Here is a 24,490-nt window from a genome sequence, read left to right on the forward strand (position 1 = left end):
GAATAATGGAATTTACGAAGGATCTATTTGAATTAGTTCCAGATAATGAAAAAGATAAAGAAGGTGTTGCAAGACCTTCGATGACATATTTGCAAGATGCTTGGAGAAGATTAAAGCAAAATAGGTTAGCTCTAATGGGTCTAATTGTAATTATACTTATGACACTACTAGCTATATTTGCTCCGATGTTTTCACCTTATGATTATTCAACACAGAATTTTAGTATAGCAAATCAAGGGCCAAGCATGCACCATTTCTTCGGAACTGATAAGTTCGGAAGAGATATTTTCACTAGAGTTGCATATGGTGCAAGAATTTCTTTAACAGTTGCATTTGTTGCCAGTGCACTTAATGTAATAATAGGAATTATATATGGTGGAATTTCAGGATACTTTGGCGGCTGGGTAGATATGGTAATGATGAGAATAGTAGATATACTAAACTCAATACCTATGCTAATATATGTAATACTTATAAGTGTTGCTTTAGGTTCAAGAGATATAAAAGGTATAATAATAGCAATGACTATATCAATGTGGACCACAATGGCCAGAATTGTTAGAGGTCAGATATTAACTTTAAAAGAACAAGAATTTGTATTAGCTGCTAAGACACTTGGTGTTAAGCCATTTAGTATAATATTTAGACATCTTATACCAAACAGTATGGGTTCTATAATAGTAACTTTAACTTTAGCAATACCAGAAGCTATTTTTACTGAATCTTTCTTAAGCTTCGTAGGTGTAGGTATATCTGCACCTAAGGCTTCATGGGGTACCCTAGCATCTGAAGCTGTTGAAATGATGAGAACTCATCCATCACAATTAATTATTCCTTCTTTAGCAATTTGTATAACTGTTTTTGCGTTTAATATGCTTGGTGATGGTTTAAGAGATGCCTTAGACCCTAAGATGAGAAAGTAGGAGGAAAAAATAATGCATGAAAAAATACTTGAAATAAAGGATTTACATACTTCTTTCTACACACACGTTGGAGAAGTTAAGGCAGTGAGAGGGGTATCTTTTCATTTAAACAAAGGAGAAGTACTTGGAATCGTAGGTGAATCAGGTAGTGGTAAGAGTATCACAATGATGAGCATTATGAGATTACTTGCTGAAAGTGGTAAGGTAAAAGAAGGTAAAGTTGTTTTTAATGGTGAAGAAATAAGTAGCTTTACAGATAAAGAAATGGAAAAAATAAGAGGAAATGAGATAAGCATGATCTTCCAAGATCCTATGACTTCATTAAATCCTGTTTTGACTGTTGGCGACCAACTTATGGAACCATTAAAGAAGCATCTTAAGATTACTGGTGAAGAAGCTAAAAAGAAAGCAGTTGAGATGCTTAGTTTAGTTGGGATACCAAGTCCAGAAAAAAGACTTAGCCAATATCCACATGAATTTTCAGGTGGTATGAGACAAAGAGTTATGATAGCTATGTCTCTTATATGTAATCCTAAACTTATAATAGCAGATGAACCAACAACAGCGTTGGACGTTACTATTCAAGCACAGATACTTGAATTACTAAAAGAATTAAAAGATAAGTTGAATACATCTATAATAATAATAACTCATGATCTAGGTGTTGTTGCAGATATATGTAATAGAATAAATGTAATGTATGGTGGAGTAGTAGTAGAAAGCGGAACTACAAAAGATATTTTCTACAAGTCAAGACATCCATATACATGGGGACTTTTAAATAGTGTTCCTAATCCAAAGTTAGACACTAAAGAAAGATTAAAGCCTATAGAAGGAACGCCGCCAGATTTATTAAATCCTCCTAAGGGTTGTCCTTTTGCTCCTAGATGTCAGTATGCTATGAAGGTTTGCATGGAGGCTATGCCAGAGAAGTTTAGTATATCAGAAAATCATCATTCATCATGCTGGTTAAACCATCCAATGGCGCCAAAGGTTGAAAGAAAGTTGCCTGATGATACAATAGAAGAATCTCCAAAAGGCACAGGGAGGTAATTGGATAAAATGGAAGATAAAATATTATTAGAAGTTAAGAATTTAAAGAAATATTTCCCTATAAAAAAGGGTATACTAGGTACGCAGATATCTAATGTAAAAGCAGTAGATGATGTTTCTTTTAGTATAAAAAAAGGTGAAACTTTAGGTTTCGTAGGAGAATCTGGTTGTGGTAAAACTACAACTGGAAGAACCATAATTAAATTATATGAGCCAACAGAAGGTCAAATAATTTATGATGGTCAAGATATAGCAAAGTTATCTCCTAGACATATGTTACCATACAGAAAAAAAATGCAGATGATATTCCAAGATCCATATGCATCACTAGATCCTAGAATGACTGTTGGGGATATAATAGGTGAAGCTATAGATGCTCAAAAGCTTTTAGGAAAAGGTGAAAGAAATGATAAAATCACTTACCTTTTGAAAAAAGTAGGACTTAACGGAGATCATGGTTCAAGATATCCACATGAATTTTCTGGTGGTCAAAGACAAAGAATAGGAATAGCTAGAGCTCTAGCTGTTGATCCAGAATTTATAGTTTGTGATGAGCCTATATCAGCATTAGACGTTTCAATACAGGCTCAAGTTGTAAATATGCTTGAAGACTTACAGCATGACTTAGGGTTAACTTATTTATTCATAGCTCATGACTTATCAATGGTTAAGCATATTTCAAATAGAATAGGAGTTATGTACCTAGGTCACTTAGTTGAAATAGGTGAAAGTAATGAACTTTATAGCAAGCCATTACATCCATACACTCAAGCTTTGTTATCTGCTATCCCAATACCGGACCCAGATATGGCAAGCAAGAATAAGAGAATCGTATTGCAAGGTGAAACACCTTCTCCAATTGATCCTCCAGTTGGATGTAGATTTAAAGACAGATGTAAATATGCTAAGCCTATATGCTCACAAGTTACACCATTATTAAAGGAAGTAGGCAAAGATCATTCTGTTGCATGTCACTTATATTAAAAAGGTATAAATTAATTTAAATAAATTATACAAATTTCCTAATAAGGGGGTAAAATAATGTTAAAAAGAAATAAAATGAAAGTTCTTTCATTAATTCTTGCTACTCTAGTAGTAGGAACAACTTTTGTAGGCTGTGGAAAGAAAGATGAAGCTTCTTCAACAGCAAAGGTTGATCAGGTTATAAAGTATAACCTTGGGGCTCAACCAAAGACAATAGATCCAGGCTTAAACAACTCAGTTGAAGGTGGAATTGTTGATGTTAATGCATTCGAAGGTTTAGAAAACGTAGATGCTAACAACAAGGTTACACCAGGTGTTGCTGAGAAATATGATGTTTCAAGCGACAGTCTAAAATATACTTTCCATTTAAGAAAAGACGCTAAATGGTCAGATGGTAAGGGCGTTACAGCTAACGATTTTTACTACGCTTGGTCTAGAGCTTTAGCTCCAGAAACTGCTTCTGATTATGCTTATCAATTATTCTATATAAAGAATGGTGAAGCATACAACGGTGGTAAGGCTAAGGTTGAAGATTTAGGTGTAAAAGTAGTTGACGACTATACACTAGAAGTTACTTTAGAAGCACCAACAGCATACTTCTTATCATTAACTGCATTCCCAACTTACTTCCCAGTAAGAAAGGATATAGTTGATGCTAATAAAGAAGGTTGGGCAAATGATGCTAAGACATTTGTAAGTAATGGAGCATATAAAATGTCTGAATATGCTCAAAAAGATCATATGACATTTGTTAAGAATGATAACTATTGGGATAAGTCAAACATTAAGCTTGATAAAATCCAATATACAATGTTAGACAATGAAACAGCTGCATTAAATGCATTCGAAGCTGGAGATATAGATGCAACAGACTTACTACCAGCAGAGCAAAAGCAAAGCTTAATCAAAGATGGTAAGGCTAAGGTATATCCATATCTAGGAACTTACTACTATGCAATAAATGTATCAGGTAAAAATGTTGCTCCTGATGTTGCAAAAGCTCTAGGCAATGTTAATGTAAGAAAAGCTTTAAGTTTAGCTATAGATAGAACTGCTATAGTTGAGAATGTAACAAAGGGTGGAGAGCTTCCAGCTACAAGTTATGTTCCTAAGGGGATAGTAGACAGTGCTGCTAAAGAATTTAAGAATAAGGATTATATAAAGACTACAGCTGATGTTGATGCTGCTAAGAAGTTACTTGCTGATGCTGGATATCCAGAAGGTAAGGGATTCCCTAAACTTGAGATTAAGTACAACACTGGTCAAGGTCACCAAAACATAGCTCAAGCTATACAAGATATGTGGAAGAAGAATTTAGGAATAGACGTACAATTAGTTAATGAGGAAAGAAAAGTTCAATTAGACGATTTAACTAAGCATAACTTTGCTGTATGTAGAACATCTTGGATCGCTGACTACAATGACCCTATGACATTCTTAGATATGTACTATACTAACGGTGGTAACAACAATCCAGGTTACACAAATCCTGATTACGACAAGTTAGTAGATGCGGCTAAGAAAGAAACTGATCCTGCTAAGAGAACTGATGATCTTCATAAGATTGAAGATATAATAATGACAGATGTACCAGTAATTCCAATATACTACTACACTAATGTTCTTGCACTTAAGAACAATATAAAAGATGTTCAAAAGTCTCCATTAGGATTCGTATACTTCAGAAATACAGTTGTAGAAGCTGCTGAAAAATAATAGAATCATATAATATATAAATATATATTATTTAAACTGCTGACAATTTGTCAGCAGTTTTTTATTCTTCATAAAATTATACTTTAGATAGAGATGTAGACAAGTATTCGCAGATCGCTTAAATGTATATATAGGAGAAAGGGTATAGAAAGAAATAATATGTGGCATGCCAGATTTTTCTTATATACATTAGGAAAGGCAGATGCGAAAAAAGTAAAGTTTTTAGTTATAGACTATTGCACAAAGTCTAAATTAATGGTATTATATCATTTGTAAGCGTTATTATAGGGGTATAGCTCAACTGGTAGAGTGGCGGTCTCCAAAACCGTAGGTTGTGGGTTCGATCCCTACTGCCCCTGCCAAACGTTAAATTGGTGTAAGAAGAAAAGGTCTCGAATATTTATTAATATTCGAGACCTTTTCTTTTTACTGCCAAGGAAATATGATTAGAATTTTTGTATTTATGCACAAATACTACAACAAGTGAGCAATAAATCTAAATTTCTTTTTCAATTTACAAATTATTTCAAATATGATATAATTAACGTTATGTGAATATATGTAATTATTCTTAATAATTGTAATAATAATTAAGCTTATTAATAGATATTTAGTTTCAAATTTGGGGTGAAAAGATGTATTATTATTTTAGGTATTATAGAAAAAAAGCTATTATAAGAAATATAATTAAAGGATACATCGGAGTTGACGAACTTACATACATGATGAGAGAGTACATGGATATTAATGAAAATATAGGTGTAGAAAATAAAATTTTAGTTCTTGATACCTCAAATTTAGAGCTTATAAAGTCTGAAGTAACTGATATGTATTGTGAGTTTTTGGTAAGTCTCTCAAAAGAAAAGTGGAGTATTTCTATAATAATATTACCTAAATCTATAATAGGAAGTTATCAGCTTAAGAAGTTTATTAAGAAGTCAGGAATTAATCCTGTATTCGTAAATAATAATAAAGAAGCTATTAATGTAATCAAAGATTTTAGTAGAAATAAATACCAAAATTGTATTTAATTAAATAGACTATAAATTTTCTTTGTGGTTAATATAATAGTGTAAACAGAAGTTGTTTACTAACCACTTCAAAACCAAAGGAGGAATGAGATATGTCAAGGTCAAGAAAATTAGTTCCTGAGGCGAGCCAAGGTTTATCAAAGTTTAAATCAGAAGTAGCAAGAGAACTAGGAATTCCATTAAGTGATTATAATGGAGATTTGACATCGAGACAATGTGGTTCCATCGGTGGAGAAATGGTGAAAAGAATGGTAGAGGAATACGAGGGCCACTTAACTACTAGATCATAATCACAGTGGATTAAAATCTTTGCAGGTGAATCGTAAGCAAAGTAATCTGACCTAAAAGGGAGGAGTTACTATGGGTAATGATGTACCACCAGGAAGATAGTATTCTAATACCGGAGGCACAAGAAATTGTGCCTCTTTAATATTTTATCAAGTTTTTTATTCTTCTTAAATTCTTATTAATAGGGAGGATTAATTTATGAACTGGAAAAGAGGTATAGTTACTTTCGACGATGGTTCAAGTTATGACAGCGAATTTTTGGTAAATGAAGAAGGACAGATTTATAATGTTAAGGTTTTTAAAAATGGAGAAGCCATAAAAGAAGTGGAGGCAGAAGAATTTGCAGAGAAGCTTGGAAAGAGTGTAGAAGATATTTATCCCTACAAAGCATCCTTTGGAGAAAATATATACAAGTAGAGGATTGTTGGTGTAAATCTTCGCTATGCCTATATTGTTTTATAACTATTGGTTATTGGTTTATATAAAGTTATATTTAATACGTTTAGATTATAAGTTTATCTACTTAAAAAGAGGCATAGCCTCTTTTTTTTAATTTTCATTTATGCTAAAATGAGAACAAAAGTTCGTTGTGTGTGATGATTAAGCTGTTTTTTTGGAGGAGCATATGAATAAGATAAAAATATTGCATTGTAGTGATTTACACTTTGACACGCCTTTTTCAGACTTACCAATTGATGTGTCAGAGCAAAGAAAAGAAGAGCTTCAAGAAACTTTTAGCTCAGTTATTGAACTTGCTAGTAAAGAGAGTGTAGATGCTGTTCTATTGGCAGGTGATATTTTTGATAACTTAAGAGTGAGAAAGAGTACGTTAGATTTTTTAAGAAAAAGATTTGAAAGTATCCCTAATATAGATATATTTATTTCTCCAGGAAATCACGACCCAATAAACAGTAGATCTTTTTATAAGATGATAGACTGGCCGTCTAACGTTCACATATTTGATTCAGGGTTTAGCAGTTATGTAATTAAGGATAAAAATGTAGTAGTGTACGGAGCAGGCTTTACAACTAACTATATTAAGAAGTCCATGCTTATGGATTTTAAAATCTTAGAAGAACATAAAAACTTTATAAAGTTAATGGTTCTTCATGGAGAAGTTGCTGCATCGAATTCTTTAAACGAGTATAATCCAATAACTGTTGAAGATATAGGAAATTCTTCAATGAATTATGTAGCCCTAGGACATAAACATCAATTTTCAGAAATTAAGAGATCTAGAAATACTCTTTATGCATATTGCGGGTGCCCTGAAGGTAGAGGTTTTGATGAATTAGGACAGAAAGGGATCATTATAGGGGAAATAGGTGAAGGCTATAGCAATCTCAGGTTCGTTCCAATGAATAAGAGAAGTTATAACATTCAAAATATCAATGTAACTAATATTACAAACTATGAAGATATAAAGATTAAAGTATTAGAAGTAATAAATAAGGATAGTAGGGAGAAGGATTTATATAAAATTGTTCTCACTGGTGAGCTTGAAGAAGAATTTAACTTAGATATAGAGGTTTTAACTAATAAATTAAGTGAATACTTTTATTTTGTAAAGGTTGAGGATTCTACTAAAATTAAACTTAATGTAAATGAGGTAACAGTAGAAAATTCTATTAAAGGAATATTCGCTAAGAAATTAATGGAGAAGCTAGGTAGTTGCGAAGAAGATGAAAAAGATATATATGAACTAGCTTTAAAATTTGGAATACAAAGTCTTTCTGAAGGAGAGATTGTAATAGATGATAATTAAAAGGATAAATGTAACAAGGTTTGGAAAGGTTGTAGAAAAAAATATTGATTTTGAAGATGGATTTAATATTATTTATGGAGAAAATGAATCAGGAAAAAGTACTCTTCAAACCTTTATAAAGGCATGTTTTTATGGTCTTAGCAGTAAAAGAATTAAGGATTTGAGGGAAAATGAAAGATTAAGATATTTATCAATTAATGATAATAAAGCAGAGGGACAAATTGATTTTAGTTATAGAGGAAATGAGTACTTAATAAGAAGAACTTTTGGTAGTACTAAAAAAGAAGATACTATTCAGGCAATAGATTCAATAACAGGTGAAGAGATTGAAGCTATGAACAACGATGGGGTAGGGAAGTATATTTTTGATGTTAACTCTCAGGCGTTTGAAAATACCCTTTTTATTAGGCAACTTAGCGGTGATGTGAAAAATTCAAAAGAAGATGATATTATTCATAAGATCAGTAACTCATTTCAAACAGGAAATGAAAATATATCCTACCAAAAAGCAAAGAATACCTTAGAGCAATACAAGAAGAGCTTGGTAACCCAAAGAAAAGGCGGAAAGTTAGATCTGCTTAGGATTAGATATGATAATCTTTTGGAGGAAAGAAACAATGCCTTTAAGCTAGCAGAAGCTAATTTGGATAATGAAAAGATGTATATTGAGCTTAACTCAAAAAAGGAAAAACTAGAGATAGCTATAAAAAAGCTAGAAATATATAAGAAGCATTTGAAGAGGCTTAAATTAAAAGAAGAGTATAGTGAGATAACCGAATATCTAAAGAAAAGTCAAGAGTTAAAAAAACAAAAAGAAGAGTATGAACATAATCTGGCTTCTGACAATGGAGTAGTAGATTATCACTTCTTAGACGAACTTCAAGAGGAGACTGTTGGTATATTTAATTTATTAGACACCTACAATCAAAGGCTTGAAGAAGAGAGAACATTGCTAGAAGAATTAGAGGCTAAAAGAAATTATTTGAGCTTATATAGCAGTTTTAAGAACTTTGATTCTGATATTGACGAGAAAGTAATAAAAGTATCTATGGAACAAAGGCATATAGAAGAAAAAATATCCACAGTACTAGATACAAATGAAGAAATAAGCAGAATAGAGATGGAAATAGAGAGTAAGATAGGTAGCTTGAAAGATTATAATATTATTAAAGAGCAAAGGGATAATATAGATACTCTTCTCAACAGCTACGAGGAAAGTTTGAAGGAATTAAAATTTCTAATTGATAGACAGTCAAAAGTGGAGTTTAGTGAAATGGACTTGAAAAGATTTAAACTTAAAGACCTTTCTTCTAAAATAGTAGCTGTACTTATGGTGATTTTGGCCGCTGTATTCTTATTACTAGGTTCATTAAGAGTAATACCATTAGGAATATCTATGACTGTAGCATTAGGTTTAATGGTGATTTCTATGATAACCTATATATTTACAAATAAAAATAAGTATTCTTTACAACAAGCAATAAATAATATAAAAGAACAAGGTGAGATAGATAGACTGAGGGACGCTGTAGAAGGATATGAAAAAAAGTTGAACGGATACTTTGATATTTCAGAGAGTTCAAATTACATAGACTTCAAAAAATATCTAAACTCTTTTGATAATTATAAAAATGAGATTAAGGTTTTAGAAGCTGTAATTAATGAAAAAAAGAATAGTATTAAAAATATAAATATATATGAACTAGAAGATGTTGCTATACAAAATGAAAAAATTATAAATTCGGTTTTATCTATAACTAAAAGCAGTAACGTAGAAGAATTTGTTCAAAATATGAAACAGTATCAAATTATTAATCAAGAAGTTTTAGAACTAAATAATAGAGCAGAGGCAATTAGAAAAAATATAGAATATATTTTAAGTGATATCGAACAAAAAAAACAAGCTGTATATACAAAACTAAGAGCTTTATCACTGGAGCATATAAGGTTGGAAGACATAATCGAGGAGGTAAAGAATTTAAGGTTTAAATTACAGCAGAGAGAAGAACTTATAGTGAGACTTAATTCTATAGAAGAAACTTATAAAGTGCTTTTAAAGGATAGAGATATACAAGCTATTGAGGAAGAAATAAAGGAAATAATTAATGATACTAATGAGTTTTCTTATGAAAATGAAGAAGATATAGAAAATGAGATTAAGGTTAAACAAGTAGAATTATTAAATGTTGAAAAATCTATTAAAGATATAGAATATAGCATTAAAAATATATTTTTAAGTAGTAGAAGACTGGATGTTATAGAACAGGATATAGAATTAGTAGAAAAACAAATAAAAGAATATGAAAGAAAAGTTAAAGCCATTGAGATTGCTCAAGAAGTGATGGATGAATCCTTTAAAGAAATACAAAAAAGTTTTGGGCCTATCTTAAATCAAAAAGTGGCAACTATATTAAGTAAAATAACTATGGGAAAATACGAAGATGTAAAGGTAACTGAAAATTTCGATATAACTGTGAAACAAAGCGTTGATGGAAGATATATAAAAGCTGAATATCTAAGTAATGGTGCATGGGATCAAGCGTATATAGCTTTAAGGCTAGCACTTATTGATATGATATTTGAGGATAAGAATGTTCCTATAATTTTAGATGATGCTTTTGTACAATATGATGATATGAGAATAAAAAATATCCTTGATTATCTATATGATATTTCATATAAAAGGCAGGTACTATTGTTTACCTGTCAAAGAAGAGAAGTTGATATCTTATCTGACAGAGAAAAGGTAAATGTAATAAACCTATAAAATATTAATGAATTTTGTAGTCTAATATTGACAATACTCTTTATAGATTGTATACTTTTTAAGGAAATGCAAATCATTTGCAAAAGGAGTGCCGGTATGAATAAAAGAAGAGCTTTGTCAAAAGTAATTTTTGGAGTAATTGTTGTATCTTTATCAGTAGCCTTGATAGGATGTACAAAAAAAACAGAGCAAAAGAATGATGAAAAACTAAAGGTGACAGTTTCAATAAATCCTCTTAAGGAATTTGCACAGGCTATAGGTGGAGATAAAATAGATATAAATATGATGGTACCTGAGGGCATGGAACCTCATGATTTTGAGCCAAAGAGTAAAGATCTTATTGAATTAAATAAGTCGCAGATATTTATATATAATGGTCTTGGTATGGAAGAGTGGCTAGATAAAGTTACAGATACTATAGAGGATAAGGATAAAATCCAGCTGATAGATAGTTCAAAGGGGATAGAGGCAATAAAAACAGCGGGTAAAATAGACCCTCATATTTGGCTTAGTCTAAAAAATGCTAAGATACAATCTAATAATATAAAAGAAGCTTTAATAAAAGCTGATGCAAAAAATAAAGATTATTATGAGAAAAATTATAAGGACTTCTCAGAAAAGCTAGATAAGCTTTATTCTGACAATGTTAGCAGGTTTAAAGAGCTTAGCAATAAGGATTTCGTAACAGGGCATGAGGCCTTTGGATATTTATGCAGAGACTTTGGACTTACTCAAAAAAGTGTGGAAGATGTATTTGGTGAAGGAGAAATAACTCCCCAGAAACTTAAAGAATTAGTAGAATTCTGCAAAACAAACAAAGTAAAAACTATATTTGCTGAGCAATTAGCTAGTCCTAAAGTATCAGAAACCTTAGCAAATGAAGTTGGAGCTAATGTTCAAAGTATATATACTATTGAAAGCAAAGAAGATAATAAGGATTATTATGAAAGTATGAAAGATAATCTTGATAAAATATATAATAGTCTAAAGTAACTGAAGATTATGAGACATTACTATGTATATAACTGGTGTATTAAAACGAGTTATATATACTTGTGGTAATAGTCTCATAATCTTTTTTACTATTTAAAAGCTTCTATTAGATAAAGTTACATATGATTATACAATATAGGATTTAAATACTAATTTGAGCGCAATAATAAAAATGAATGGTATATGACTTTCTAGAGAAAATAACCTGTTTCATAGAAGACAAATGCAGAAAAAAGAAAAGAAAACTATATATTTAGTTACACAATATGTTAAAATTTATTTAGTTAAGTGAAGAACTTGGGAGGTATTAGATGGATAAAGATTTTTATGAGAAGAGAAAAGCTGAAGGAGTAAAAATATACAAAGAAATATCCTCACAGTGTAATGTGGTAAGTTTATTAAGGCTAGTTACATTCCTAGTTATTATAGCAATAAGTTTCCTTATTTATTATATTGGGAAGAGCTATATGCTTTATGGTTTATTGATATTATCAATAATTTTATTTGTATACTTTGTGTATTTACATTCAAAAAAATTAGAAGATAAGTCTAGAAAAGAAAAATATATAGAGATAAATGAACAAAGCATAAAAAGAGTTGTTGGTGAGTGGAGAAGCTTTGAGGATGATGGAGAAGAATTTTTGGATGTTAATCATCCTTTTATAAATGATCTAGATGTATTTGGTAGAAGTTCCTTGTTTCAATGGATAAACACTACTAAAACTCTTTATGGTAGAAGGAAACTAGCTTCAATGCTTACTCTAAATGAGTTACCTACTAAAGATGAAGTTTATAATAGGCAAAGTGCTATAAAAGAACTTGGTGATAATATAGATTTTAGGCAAAAGCTTCAGGTAGAAGGAAGTCTAAAAAAATCAGCTTTAGGAGATACATCCCATTTTTTGAAATGGTGTAAAGGGAAGAATGATAATATCTTATCGCCTTTAATGAAAATAGCTATTATACTACTACCAGCGGCGTTCATAGCTTTAAGCTTATTATATTTTTTAACTAGTTACGTTAGGTCTGTATTTCCAGTGGCTGTAGGTATACTTAATTTTATAGTATTAAAATTAGGAAGTAATGAGAGAAATGAAGCATTAGACATAGTGTATGAATTGAAAAGCAGTATATATACTTATTTTAATATGATTAAAATAGTAGAGGATGAGAAGTTTAACAGTGAAAAGTTAAAAGCTATAAAGTCAAGGCTTATAAATCAAGATTTCAATTTTACTGAAGAGATGAAGGAGCTTAATTCCATTGCTAATAAGATAGCTGATAGGCAGAATATGATTTATATAATAATAAATGTAGCTTTGCTTTGGGATTATCACTTATTGACAAGGTTAGAGCACTGGAGAAGGAAAAATAGCCATAGATTAGAAGATTGGCTAGAGGCACTAGGAGAAATAGAAGCCTTAAGTTCTATTTCTAACATAAGTGGAGATAATGAGAATTGGAATTATGGAGAGATAGTTGAGGACTTATCATTAGAAGGTGAGGAAGTAAGTCATCCACTACTAGGAAAAAGAGCTGTTTCAAATAGCTTTAAGCTAAACAATCAAAATAGAATAATGTTAGTAACTGGTTCTAATATGTCTGGGAAAAGTACTTTCCTTAGAACAATTGGAATAAATACAATTCTTACTTATATAGGAGCGCCTGTTAACGGTAAGTCTTATAGCTGCCCGTTAGTAAATATTTATACATGCATGAGAATAGGGGATAACCTAGAGGAGAATATTTCATCATTCTATGCAGAAATATTAAGAATAAAGAAATTAATAAGTGCTACTGATAGAGGAGAAAGAGTATTATTCATGCTAGATGAAATATTTAGGGGAACCAATTCTATGGATAGGCATACTGGAGCGGAGATATTAATAAATCAGCTAAGTGAAAGGGAGGCTATAGGACTTGTTTCTACTCATGACCTTGAACTATGCGACTTAGAAGAAAAAAATAGAAGGATAATAAACTATAATTTTAGGGAACATTACGATAATAACGAGATTAAGTTTGACTACAAACTTAGAAAAGGAAAGTCTACTACTAGAAATGCCATATACCTGATGAGAATGGCTGGTATAAACATCTAGTTATTGACAGTAACTATTGATAATAGTAGAATTATACACATATAAAGATGTATCGATTCCATTGTGAATGGTACATCTATAGCTCCAAAATGTTTTAATTATTAAGTATACGTTTTGGAGTTTTATTATATAAATAATTAAAGAGTATATGGTGAAATATGAAAACGAAAGTTAATTTGGTAGTTGTTTTAGTTTTAATTTTGTTTCTCTTAGCATCTACGACTTATGGTTGGCAAAAATCTGTTAAAGCAGATGTTAGAGGGGACGAAGCTGTAGTAAACAGCTTGAAAGATAATATGAATAAATTCTGCAAAGACATAGGCCCAAGAGATTATAATAACTATGATAACTTGGAAAAAAGCAAAAAGTACATAATGGACAAATTCGAATCTATGGGATATAACATATGCGTGCAGGATTTCCAAATTGGAGATAAAACCTTTTCTAATATTACTGCAACGAAGAATTGTGTAAATAACAATAAAAATGCAAAAACAATACTTGTAGGAGCTCACTATGATTCTTCCACTGCGGCTGCTGATGGTGGGGCTACTGGTATTTCGGCACTATTAACTCTAGCTGATTTATATAAGGGTAGTAATTCAAACTATAATGTGAGATTTGCAGCCTTTGTTAACGGAGAAAAAGTATTTGCTAATACTAATCAGATGGGGAGTAAAGTATACTCTGACTACATAAAGAATGACAAACAAAATATTGAAAGTGTTATAATATTAGATTCATTAGGATATTATTCTGATAAATCACTTTCTCAACGATATCCTTTCATAGGTCCAGTAATGCCTAATAAAGGGAATTTCTTAGCCATAGTAGGAAATTCTAGCTCGGATAATTTGACTAAGGGTGTTACTAATTATTTTGAAAAAAGCTGTAATGTCCCAGTTAAGTCTATAAAAGAAGGGCTTCTTATTGGGTCAGATATTAAAGATAGTTATTCATTTTCAGAAAATGGATTTAAAACTATACTTGTAACAGATACATCAGTCTATAGATTTGACGATATTAATAAAGCTGATGATAGTATTAAAAATATCAACTTCGACTATATGAGTTGCATTGTAAAAAATATAAAGGACTATTTAATAAATTACTAAATTAGTATATAATTAATATATTATACGAAATTATATTGAATAAACTTTTTCAAATTCAATATAATTTTTTTCTTTTTAAACATGTACGGAGGTAAACAAATGAATTTTGAAGGAAACCAAAATAGATTTATAAATTCTAAGCATCTCGGTGTACAAGTAATAAAAGGTTCTTTACATACAGGAAAGACTTCAGCTGCATTATATCGTACTATGAATTTAAAGAATAATTATTGTTTGTATGAAAGTGATAAGATAGTATTCGTTACCAATAATCATAGAAACAAAATCAATGCTAAATCATTTTATGATTCAACCGTTAAAAAAATAAAAACAAGTAATATAACCAATGTCATTAAGTTAAGAAATAAATATTATAGTTATGGAACAGAGTATGTTTACAAATACATACCTGTTCTTTTTTTGTATAACAATTTACATATACTAATTTTTATCAAAATATTAGAAAAAGCTTGACAAATAGTTAGAAAAATGTGGCGAAGCCCCTTAAATATAATGTTTTTTAGGAGGTTCGCTCATGAACGAATATGCAGATTTTATAAAGAATAAATTAGATACGGTATTAAAGGAAATGCATGAATACTCATGGTTATTTGTCAACGACCCCGATAAGGATTTCACTAGAAATAGAAAGTTGAATTTTAAAGAGATGCTAAATATTTTACTTTCTATTGGAGGCAGTAGCTTAAACCTTGAGCTTCTAAAATACTTTTCATATGATACTGAATCAGCCACTTGCTCCGCGTTCGTTCAGCAGCCGCAAAAGATTCTCCCTGAAGCACTTAATTATCTTTTTAGTAAGTTTACATCATTAGCAGTAAGCCCTAAATATTATAATGGCTATCGATTATTGGCAGTTGATGGTTCAGATTTATGTATTGCACATAATCCTAAAGATGAAAAAAATCATTTTCAAGCTACTGAAAATTCAAAAGGATATAACCTTCTTCACTTAAATGCTATGTATGATTTATGTAGTAGAACATATATGGATGCAGTTATTCAATCAGGTAGAGAAGAAAATGAATTTCAGGCATTAATTGACATGGTAGATCGCTCTAATATTAATGATAAAACTATAATAATAGCCGACCGTGGATACGAAAGTTATAATGTCTTTGAACATATCATAAAGAAAAAATTGGAATTATGTTATAAGAGTTAAAGATATACATAGTAATGGAATAGTATCAGGAATATCTATACCTAATGATGAAACATTTGATATAGAGCATAGTATTTTGCTGACTAGACGTCAAACTAATGATATAAAGGCACATCCTGAAAAATATAAGTTTATGCCTGCTAATCAAAGGTTTGATTATCTTCCAGTTAAAGATAAAGGAACTTATCCGGTAAACTTTAGAGTTGTTCGATTTCCAATATCAGACAACACTTACGAAGTTATTATTACTAATCTTAGCAAAGAAGAGTTTTCAATAGAGAATCTTAAAGAAATATACCACATGCGTTGGGGAATTGAGACATCATTTAGAGAATTAAAGTATGCCATTGGGTTAACAAGTTTTCATTCTAAAAAGGCGGACTACATCATACAAGAGATATTTGCAAGACTCACCATGTATAACTTTTGTGAAATAATAACAACACAGGTAGTTGTACAACAGAAAAACAGAAAATACAGCTATCAAGTTAATTTCACTATGGCCATAGCAGTTTGTATGCAATATTTCAGATGTAGTAATGTAGCTTCACCTCCTAATGTTGAAGCACTAATTAAAAGAAATATATTACCTGTTCGAAATGGCAGAAAAGACCCTCGCAAAGTCAAAACCAAATCGGCAGTTAGCTTCATATATAGAGTAGCATAAATTTATGCTAATATAAATTTTTTTTTTACAGAGATTTTACTCTGTCTTATTTGCATGCAAAAAAATATACAATACAAAAGAAAAAAGCCAGTTGAAAGCATATACACTTTCAATTGACTTTAATTTTGCTGTGGCAAAACATTAACTTAATGACATTGGTAATATAACCTTATTTTCGTTAATGGAGAATGATATAGAGTTTTTATCTCTAGATGAGTTAGTTGATGTGTTTTTCAACAAGTATATAACAAATAATAAGATTTCATTAGGTGAAATATCTGAAGCAGACAAAATATCACTTTTAAAAAATGTGCTTAGCATCAATGAGAACGGAATAAACAAGATAAAGACTTTAAAGAATAGTTCTGTATATTTTTTATTGGACGAAATCCAATGGATAAAAGCTAGCTTGCTGTCTAAAGAAGAGTACATGGAAGTGAATAGAAGAGGAAGAGGAAAGCCTATAAGAAAGAATTCCATTGTAAGAGAACTACTATATGAGATGTATATAGAATATAAAGAAATGATGACAGCTAAAAAACTTATTGATAAGTATGATAAGGTTGAGCTAGCAAAGGCAATGGTAGCGGATAGCAATAATAGATATATACATATATTTTTAGATAACTGTGAGAACTTGACTAGAAGTGAGCTTAATTTCATAAGAGCTTTCTATGACAAGAAGGATTATTCATCATTTACTTATCTGATAAATAGCATTGATGTTACGGAAAGACATGCTTGGCTTAAGAATGGAATAAAGCTAAATTATTTAGATGATATTGAAATATCAAGGAATTATAGATTTACCTCAGCTGCCAGCAAGAAGCCAAATGAATACTCACTAGAAAAGTTTAAATATATAAATCTTAAACATAGAAGTGAACATTCATTTCTAATAGATGGAGCATCCACTAAACCTGAAATTATAATTGATTGGAACGCTAAACAAGAAGTTATAAAAGAAGATGATTTAGTAGAAGTACCAATGTATAGCGATATAGCAGCTGGTGAGCCAATACCGATGAACGGAGAGCAAGAAAGTAATTTTTATATACCATATAATTGGATTAGAGGAAAGAAGGATAACTTCATACTTCATGTAAAGGGTGATAGTATGATAAATGCTAATATCAATGATGGAGATTTTGTTGTAATTAGAAGACAGCAGTCTGCGGATCATAACGATATAGTAGCAGCGGAGATTGAAGGAAGTGCTACGCTTAAAAGACTAAACTTAAAAGATAAGACACCATATCTTATGCCTGAAAATCCAAAATATCAGCCTATATCCTTGGAAAATAAGGAAGCTTCTATATTAGGAGTTGCTATAGGTGTAATTAAGCAAATATAGAGTTCATATTTAATATACTTATTATACAAAGAAATAAAGATAATAGACTTAGACATGAGTTCTTATTATATAGATAAGACAATATGTGCAAAAAGACCACTAATGAAAAATAGTGGTCTTTTTATTATCTATAAATTTGAATTTTGTATAAATTTATATATAAGCGTTTATAGAAATTTTTAGCAAAAATTTTATTTTTATCGACTAAATAAAAGTGAAATAAATAACTATTTATGGCATAATTATAATAAGAGATATGATGAGGGGATGAGGCAATGGGATATGTTATAATTGATTTAGAATTTAATAATCTAAAGAATATAACTAAGTATTATCCTAATTTTTATAACATGTATGGAGAACTGAAAGAAGCTGAGTTGGAAAATGAGATAATAGAAGTAGGAGCAGTTAAGCTTGATAAGATGATGAATTTTATAGGAAATTTCAAGACCTATGTAAGGCCAGCTTTATTTAAAGTTTTAAATCCCAAAATAACTGAAATAACAGGTATAACTGAAATTAATTTAAGTTCAGGAATAACCTTTATTGAAGCAATGGACAAACTTAGGGAATTTGTTGATAATGATTCAATAATATGCTCTTGGGCTAAGGATGATATAGCAGAGATATTTAGAAATGCATGCTATCATAACTATAAAGATGTAGGCTGGTTGAAGGAATATCTAGATATACAAGAATATGCCACCAAGATTTTGGCTCATAAGAAATCTTTAAGTTTAAAGAATGCCTTAGAGGAGCTAAAGATAAGAGTTGATGAAAGCAAGCTACATGATGCCCTAAACGATGCACTTTATACTTCTGAAGTCTTTAAAAGGCTTTTTAACAATAGAATAATAAAGAATTATATTGTAAAAGATGTTTATAATATGCCTGCTATTATGGTAAAAGACCTTCAAAATTATGAGATTGATAATACCAAGTTAGATTATAGATGTCCAAAATGTAAGACAGAAATTAATATTGAAAGACCGTTGAAGCTTTTTAGTTGGAGATTTATGGGGATAGGGAAATGTCCTAAATGTAATACAAAAGTACTGCAAGAGGTTATAGTGAAGAAAACCATAAGCGGTGATGAAATTTATAGTAATGTAAACAGTATACTTAATGATATGGAGTATACAGATTACTACTATAAATTTGATAAGGCAAACTAATAATTAGTTTGCTTTTTTATTCTTTAAAGGGTGCTTCGCCGACTTTTTCATTGTTTAAGAATAGTGTAAAATTTTTTATTAGCTAAACCTAGTTGTACTTAAAGACAAAGGCATAAGTTAAAGTTCTATTATCCCATCTTACACATAAGCCAATGTTTGATATATTTGTGCTTAATAGTTCTTGTTTGTAAGCATCTAGTAAGATGCTAGCTACTAATTTATTGTTATATTGAAGAGGGGGAGTTAATCTTTCTCTATATATGCAAAACACAGTATCATTGTCATTATCATTCCATGTAAAAGCATCTTTTTCTATGGTAAGCTTATTTAGGTAATGAGCTGCTGTAGTATCTAAATCAGAAGAGAAATGAAAAGGTGATAGGGAATAGTTCAATCTAATTTTATTAATATTAACTAAACAACTGTTTTTGCAAATTTCCTCAAAACTTATAGATGGGTTATTAGTATTTGTGGCATTACATTTTTTTAATGGTGTGAAAAGTAGTAAGTAGCTAATAAATATAAAAATCAATATTGAAAGTTTTTTCATAAAATCACTCCTATATTTATTATTCCATTGGAGGTAAATAATATACTAGAATTTTATTTAGAAGAAGTTATTATTGTTAATGTTTATAAAGTGTAAATTAATACAATTGTTATAACATTTGAACAATATATATGTTAGAATAATTATAGTGAACTATAATAATATTTTCGTTTTGGAAAGGATAAGGTATGAATATTGCATTTTTTCTAACACCTAAAAATGAAGTAATATATGAGAATACAGATGCAACCATGAGACAGGTAATGGAAAGAATGGAGCATCACGGTTACACAGCTATTCCTTTGATTGATAAAAATGGTAAATATGTTGGGACTCTTACTGAGGGGGATCTTCTTTGGAAGCTAAAAAATACACCAGATCTAAATTTTAAAAACACTAATAATGTGAAGGTAAAAGAAATATATAGAAGAGTTAATCATAAAAGTGTCTCAATAAATGCAGATATAGAAAGTATAATATCTCTTTCAATTTCTCAAAATTTTGTTCCGGTAGTTGATGATAACGGTACCTTTATAGGTATAATAAAAAGAAGTGACATAATAAATTATTGCTACAATACATTGAAAAGTACAATTGCGTAAATATGTTTAAAAAGCTATCCATAAGGGTAGCTTTTTTTGTTAGTTAAATATAGTAATTTCAGGGGAAGAACAGATGCTGGTATGAACTGTAAAATAGATATATTATCTGACCGCGAGATATTCCTCACATATATCTGGAGAGGAATATGTATAAAAATGTGATAATTATTATCATTTGTATGAAATTATGATATAATTCTATTAAAGATAACTACTAATAACAGGAATTAGTAGGTGAGGTAATGGATATATGAACAAGAGGTGAGAGAAGATGTTGATGATAATATCTCCAGCAAAAACGCTGGATTTTGAAAAGGTTGATATAGATTTAAAGTTAACTACTCCAAGATTTTTAAATGAAGCAAGGATGCTTATAGAAGAGTTAAGAAAAAAGACACCAGAAGATATAAGCAGATTGATGAAGCTTAACTTACAGTTAGCTGAATTGAATCATACTAGATACTTTCAATGGAAGGAAACTAAAGGTGATATAGATAAGCAAGCTGTTTTAGCTTTCAAAGGAGAAGTTTACAGGGGACTGAGGGCATATGATATGAATATAGAGGAATTAGAGTATGCAGATAGACACTTAAGAATCTTGTCTGGATTGTATGGAATACTAAGACCATTAGATGCTATAAAGCCCTATAGACTAGAAATGGGTATTAAGTTAAAGAACGGTGCTAATAAGGATCTATATGGCTTTTGGCAGGATAAGATAGCGAAGGATATAGATAGCGAATTGGAAAATCATAAGGAGAAGATTATATTGAATCTTGCTTCTGAGGAATATTATAAAGCCATAAAGAATTATATAAAAAGTCCAGTAATAGATATAACCTTTAAGGATAGAAAAGCAGGAGTATATAAGATAATACCTGTATACGCTAAAAAAGCTAGAGGATTAATGGCCAGATACATAATAAAAAATAAGGTAGAGTCCTTAGAAGAAATCAAAAATTTTGATTTGGAAGACTATAGCTATTCAGAAGAAATGTCTTCAAAAAATAATCTTGTTTTTTTACGCCATTCCATCTGAAAAAATCATTTAATTCTAATTGCTCGCTCATATAGCATCTCCTTCTTGACCACTTAATTTAATCAATAGTCTTAAGAAAGGTTAGCTTAAGCTAAAATATAAATGCTAACTTAAAAAGGGTTTTTTAAATTTAGGAGGTGTTAAAATAGTTTATTTGAATTATAAATACACCTCACTAAATAGTGCTAAAGATATATCCAAGGTAGAATTTTATAGTATAGCATACTAAAGATCACATGGATAAAAAGTTAATCTGAGTAAAATATTAATATTGACAAATAAAAACATCAGTATTAATATATAAGCATACCACCCCCCTAGGGGGGGGTGAGGTGGAGGTGTGGTATGAACGACGAAAAGAAGAAAGCTCTTCAGGCTCTTAAGACTTGCAAAGGACAGATAGAAGGTATCATAAAAATGATTGAAGAAGATAGATATTGCATAGACATATCTAATCAAATAATAGCTTCGCAAGGGCTTCTAAAGAGGGCTAATAAACTAATATTGAGACAGCATATGACTCATTGTGTAAAAGCAGCTATTAGAAGAGAATATGATCAAGAAGAAAAGATAAACGAAGTAATGGATATTTTAGATAAATTAATAGATAAATAAAGGAGGAAATATGACTACTAAAACTCTAAAAATAGAAGGTATGACTTGTGCAGCTTGTGTACGAAGAGTAGAAAGAGCTGTAGCAAAGTTAGAGGGAGTAAACGAAGCATTAGTTAATTTGGCCACAGAAACCCTCAAGGTATCTTTTGAAGAAGAAAAATTATCACTAAATGATGTTGAGGCAGCAGTTGATAAAGCAGGCTATAAAGCAGTTTCAGCCATCAAGCATGCAAGAGTTGGAGTGCAAGGAATGACTTGTGCTGCTTGTGTAAGCAGAGTAGAGAGATTTGTTAGAAAGGTAGATGGAGTTGAGAAAGCAGATGTAAACTTAGCAGCTGAAACTCTAACTGTTGCATTCGATTCAGATATAATACGACTTTCTGATATAAAGAAAGCAGTTGAAAAAGCTGGTTATAAGGCGGTAGAAGAGGAAAAGGAGGATGAGCATAGAGATAGAAAACAGCAAGAAATAGATTCTATGAAGAAGCGACTTATAGTTTCAATAGTATTTACTGTTCCGCTTCTTATCATAGCTATGGGACATATGCTTGGGATGCCACTTCCTAGTTTTATAGATCCACATCACCACCCCCTTAGTTTTGGTATGGTTCAGCTTATACTTGCATCTATTGTTATAATAGCAGGTAGAAAATTCTTTATAGCAGGGGTTAAAAACCTTATACAACTCAGTCCTAATATGGATAGTCTTATAGCCATAGGTACATCAGCAGCATATTTGTATGGATTATTCGCTATATATAAGATAAGCCAGGGCAATATGGAATATACCATGGATTTATATTTTGAATCTGCAGGTACAATCCTTACTTTAATAACTTTAGGTAAATATTTAGAGGCAATAACTAAAGGAAAGACCTCTGAAGCTATTAAGAAGCTTATGGGATTAACACCAAAGACGGCAGTAATTTTAAAGGACGAAGAAGAAAAAATAATAGCTATAGATGAAGTAGAGGTTGGAGATATTATTATAGTTAAGCCAGGAGAAAAGCTTCCTGTAGATGGAACTATAATAGAGGGACTTACGTCTATTGATGAGGCAATGCTTACAGGAGAGAGTATACCAGTAGAAAAAACTGTTGGTGACACTGTATATGGAGCAAGTATCAATAAAAACGGAATGATAAAGTATAAGGCTACAAAGGTAGGTAAGGATACTGCGCTTTCTAGAATTATAAAACTAGTTGAGGATGCCCAAGGGTCTAAAGCTCCTATTGCAAAGATGGCAGATATAATATCAGGATACTTTGTACCGGTAGTTATAGGGCTTGCGCTTATATCAAGTTTGACTTGGGCTATATTTGGTCATGGAACTATATTCTCACTTACAATCTTTATATCAGTACTAGTTATAGCGTGTCCTTGTGCCTTAGGGCTAGCAACCCCTACTGCAATAATGGTTGGTACAGGTAAAGGTGCAGAGTTTGGAGTTCTCATAAAAAGTGGTGAAGCACTAGAAACAAGCTATAAGATAAATACAGTTGTTTTTGATAAGACTGGAACAATAACTGAAGGGAAGCCTAAGGTTACAGATATAGTAGCTATTGATTTAAATGAAGATCAATTGCTTGCTTATGCAGCAGCTGCAGAAAAAGGCTCAGAACATCCTTTAGGTGAAGCTATTGTAGCAGAAGCTGAGTATAGAGGACTTGAATTGAGCAAACTAGATAGTTTTAAAGCAATACCAGGAAAAGGAATAAGTGTGGTTATTGAAGGTAAAACAATAGTTCTTGGTAATAAAAAGTTATTTATAGATGAAGATATTATTATAGGAGATTTGGAAGAGAAGGCTGAAAAGTTATCAAGAGAAGGAAAAACCCCTATGTATTTATCAGTTGATGATAAAATGTCAGGAGTGATTGCCGTTGCAGACACTGTTAAGCAAAATAGTAAGAATGCTATAAAGGCCTTGCATAAGATGGGGATAGAAGTTGTTATGCTTACTGGAGATAACAAGAATACTGCAGAAGCTATAGCAAGAGAAGTAGGAATAGATAGAGTTGTGGCAGAAGTAATGCCGGAAGATAAATCTAGAAAGGTAAAGGATATACAAGCTGAAGGAAGAAAGGTTGCGATGGTAGGAGATGGGATCAATGATGCGCCAGCACTAGCTGCTGCAGATGTTGGTATTGCAATTGGTTCAGGTACAGATGTAGCTATAGAATCAGCTGATGTAGTTTTAATGAGAAGTGATATCTTAGATGTTATAACAGCTATAGATCTTAGTAAGAAGACTATAAGAAATATAAAACAAAATCTTTTTTGGGCCTTTGGGTATAATACCCTTGGTATACCGGTAGCTATGGGAATCTTATATGCCTTTGGCGGACCGCTACTAAATCCTATGCTAGCTGCCTTTGCCATGAGCTTTAGCTCAGTTTCAGTACTATTAAATGCCTTGAGACTTAAAAACTATAAACCATTAATTTAATTATAATAGTTTAAGCTGCCTGCTAGGAAGGAGCTGTGAAATATACTCTTTTCTAGCAAGGTTTAAAATATAGGCTATGTTTAAGAATAACTTGAAAAAGGCACTTTAACGCAGCCAAA

General features: G+C 30.9%; 22 protein-coding genes and 1 tRNA gene. 22 read left to right on the forward strand and 1 reads right to left on the reverse strand.

Annotation, left to right across the window (positions count from 1 at the left end; all coding sequences use genetic code 11):
* The first annotated feature begins 5 nt into the window (after positions 1-5).
* The 18 genes from C1I91_RS07350 (at position 6) to C1I91_RS07430 (ending at position 19,116) form a co-directional block, all read left to right on the forward strand.
* The gene (locus C1I91_RS07350) at positions 6-923 is read left to right on the forward strand and encodes an ABC transporter permease (RefSeq protein ID WP_128212280.1); all 918 of its coding nucleotides are present in this window, start codon (positions 6-8) and stop codon (positions 921-923) included.
* Between the two features lie 12 nt (positions 924-935).
* Positions 936-1,976 (forward strand): ABC transporter ATP-binding protein, encoded by a 1,041-nt coding sequence (locus C1I91_RS07355; protein ID WP_128212281.1) that lies wholly within the window; start codon positions 936-938, stop codon positions 1,974-1,976.
* A 9-nt stretch (positions 1,977-1,985) separates the two neighbouring features.
* Entirely contained in the window at positions 1,986-2,960 is a 975-nt protein-coding gene (locus C1I91_RS07360) for an ABC transporter ATP-binding protein (RefSeq protein WP_128212282.1), read from the forward strand.
* A 57-nt stretch (positions 2,961-3,017) separates the two neighbouring features.
* Positions 3,018-4,676: a peptide ABC transporter substrate-binding protein gene (locus C1I91_RS07365; RefSeq protein ID WP_128212283.1), complete on the forward strand. Its 1,659-nt coding sequence runs from the start codon at positions 3,018-3,020 to the stop codon at positions 4,674-4,676.
* Positions 4,677-4,962: 286 nt separating this feature from the next.
* Positions 4,963-5,038 (forward strand) — tRNA-Trp (locus tag C1I91_RS07370).
* 273 nt (positions 5,039-5,311) lie between these two features.
* The gene (locus tag C1I91_RS07375) at positions 5,312-5,707 is read left to right on the forward strand and encodes a hypothetical protein (protein ID WP_128212284.1); all 396 of its coding nucleotides are present in this window, start codon (positions 5,312-5,314) and stop codon (positions 5,705-5,707) included.
* A 92-nt stretch (positions 5,708-5,799) separates the two neighbouring features.
* Entirely contained in the window at positions 5,800-5,997 is a 198-nt protein-coding gene (locus tag C1I91_RS07380) for an alpha/beta-type small acid-soluble spore protein (protein WP_128212285.1), read from the forward strand.
* Between the two features lie 196 nt (positions 5,998-6,193).
* Positions 6,194-6,412: a hypothetical protein gene (locus tag C1I91_RS07385; RefSeq protein ID WP_128212286.1), complete on the forward strand. Its 219-nt coding sequence runs from the start codon at positions 6,194-6,196 to the stop codon at positions 6,410-6,412.
* 208 nt (positions 6,413-6,620) lie between these two features.
* Positions 6,621-7,760: a metallophosphoesterase family protein gene (locus C1I91_RS07390; protein WP_128212287.1), complete on the forward strand. Its 1,140-nt coding sequence runs from the start codon at positions 6,621-6,623 to the stop codon at positions 7,758-7,760.
* Entirely contained in the window at positions 7,750-10,527 is a 2,778-nt protein-coding gene (locus C1I91_RS07395; protein ID WP_128212288.1) for an ATP-binding protein, read from the forward strand. Before C1I91_RS07390 ends, C1I91_RS07395 begins: the two co-directional genes overlap by 11 nt.
* A 96-nt stretch (positions 10,528-10,623) precedes the next feature.
* Positions 10,624-11,520 (forward strand): metal ABC transporter solute-binding protein, Zn/Mn family, encoded by an 897-nt coding sequence (locus C1I91_RS07400; protein ID WP_128212289.1) that lies wholly within the window; start codon positions 10,624-10,626, stop codon positions 11,518-11,520.
* Between the two features lie 311 nt (positions 11,521-11,831).
* Entirely contained in the window at positions 11,832-13,622 is a 1,791-nt protein-coding gene (locus tag C1I91_RS07405) for a MutS family DNA mismatch repair protein (protein ID WP_128212290.1), read from the forward strand.
* Between the two features lie 158 nt (positions 13,623-13,780).
* A complete protein-coding gene (locus C1I91_RS07410) occupies positions 13,781-14,737 on the forward strand; it encodes a M28 family peptidase (protein WP_128212291.1) in 957 nt (318 codons plus the stop codon).
* Between the two features lie 99 nt (positions 14,738-14,836).
* Positions 14,837-15,211: a hypothetical protein gene (locus tag C1I91_RS07415; protein WP_128212292.1), complete on the forward strand. Its 375-nt coding sequence runs from the start codon at positions 14,837-14,839 to the stop codon at positions 15,209-15,211.
* Between the two features lie 61 nt (positions 15,212-15,272).
* Complete coding sequence (locus tag C1I91_RS29340) at positions 15,273-15,920, forward strand: transposase (protein ID WP_275051649.1); 648 nt, start codon at positions 15,273-15,275, stop codon at positions 15,918-15,920.
* Between the two features lie 31 nt (positions 15,921-15,951).
* A complete protein-coding gene (locus tag C1I91_RS29345; protein ID WP_275051664.1) occupies positions 15,952-16,587 on the forward strand; it encodes a transposase in 636 nt (211 codons plus the stop codon).
* Positions 16,588-16,768: 181 nt separating this feature from the next.
* Positions 16,769-17,941 carry a transcriptional repressor LexA gene (gene lexA / locus C1I91_RS07425; protein ID WP_128212293.1) on the forward strand — a complete coding sequence of 391 codons (1,173 nt, stop codon included), beginning with the start codon at positions 16,769-16,771 and terminating at the stop codon, positions 17,939-17,941.
* A gap of 275 nt (positions 17,942-18,216) precedes the next feature.
* Entirely contained in the window at positions 18,217-19,116 is a 900-nt protein-coding gene (locus C1I91_RS07430; RefSeq protein WP_128212294.1) for a 3'-5' exonuclease, read from the forward strand.
* Between the two features lie 88 nt (positions 19,117-19,204).
* On the opposite strand, the gene C1I91_RS07435 is transcribed toward C1I91_RS07430, so the two are convergent.
* Positions 19,205-19,666: a hypothetical protein gene (locus tag C1I91_RS07435; protein WP_128212295.1), complete on the reverse strand. Its 462-nt coding sequence runs from the start codon at positions 19,664-19,666 to the stop codon at positions 19,205-19,207.
* 188 nt (positions 19,667-19,854) lie between these two features.
* On the opposite strand from C1I91_RS07435, the gene C1I91_RS07440 reads away from it, so the two are divergent.
* From C1I91_RS07440 to C1I91_RS07455, 4 genes are all read left to right on the forward strand, one after another.
* Complete coding sequence (locus tag C1I91_RS07440; protein ID WP_128212296.1) at positions 19,855-20,268, forward strand: CBS domain-containing protein; 414 nt, start codon at positions 19,855-19,857, stop codon at positions 20,266-20,268.
* A 271-nt stretch (positions 20,269-20,539) separates the two neighbouring features.
* Complete coding sequence (gene yaaA / locus C1I91_RS07445; RefSeq protein WP_128212297.1) at positions 20,540-21,307, forward strand: peroxide stress protein YaaA; 768 nt, start codon at positions 20,540-20,542, stop codon at positions 21,305-21,307.
* 345 nt (positions 21,308-21,652) lie between these two features.
* Positions 21,653-21,922: a metal-sensing transcriptional repressor gene (locus C1I91_RS07450; RefSeq protein WP_128212298.1), complete on the forward strand. Its 270-nt coding sequence runs from the start codon at positions 21,653-21,655 to the stop codon at positions 21,920-21,922.
* A gap of 10 nt (positions 21,923-21,932) precedes the next feature.
* Positions 21,933-24,371 carry a heavy metal translocating P-type ATPase gene (locus C1I91_RS07455; RefSeq protein ID WP_128212299.1) on the forward strand — a complete coding sequence of 813 codons (2,439 nt, stop codon included), beginning with the start codon at positions 21,933-21,935 and terminating at the stop codon, positions 24,369-24,371.
* Positions 24,372-24,490 lie beyond the last annotated feature (119 nt).

This window comes from Clostridium manihotivorum (assembly GCF_004015185.1).
GTDB classification, from domain to species: Bacteria; Bacillota; Clostridia; order Clostridiales; family Clostridiaceae; genus Clostridium_AR; species Clostridium_AR manihotivorum.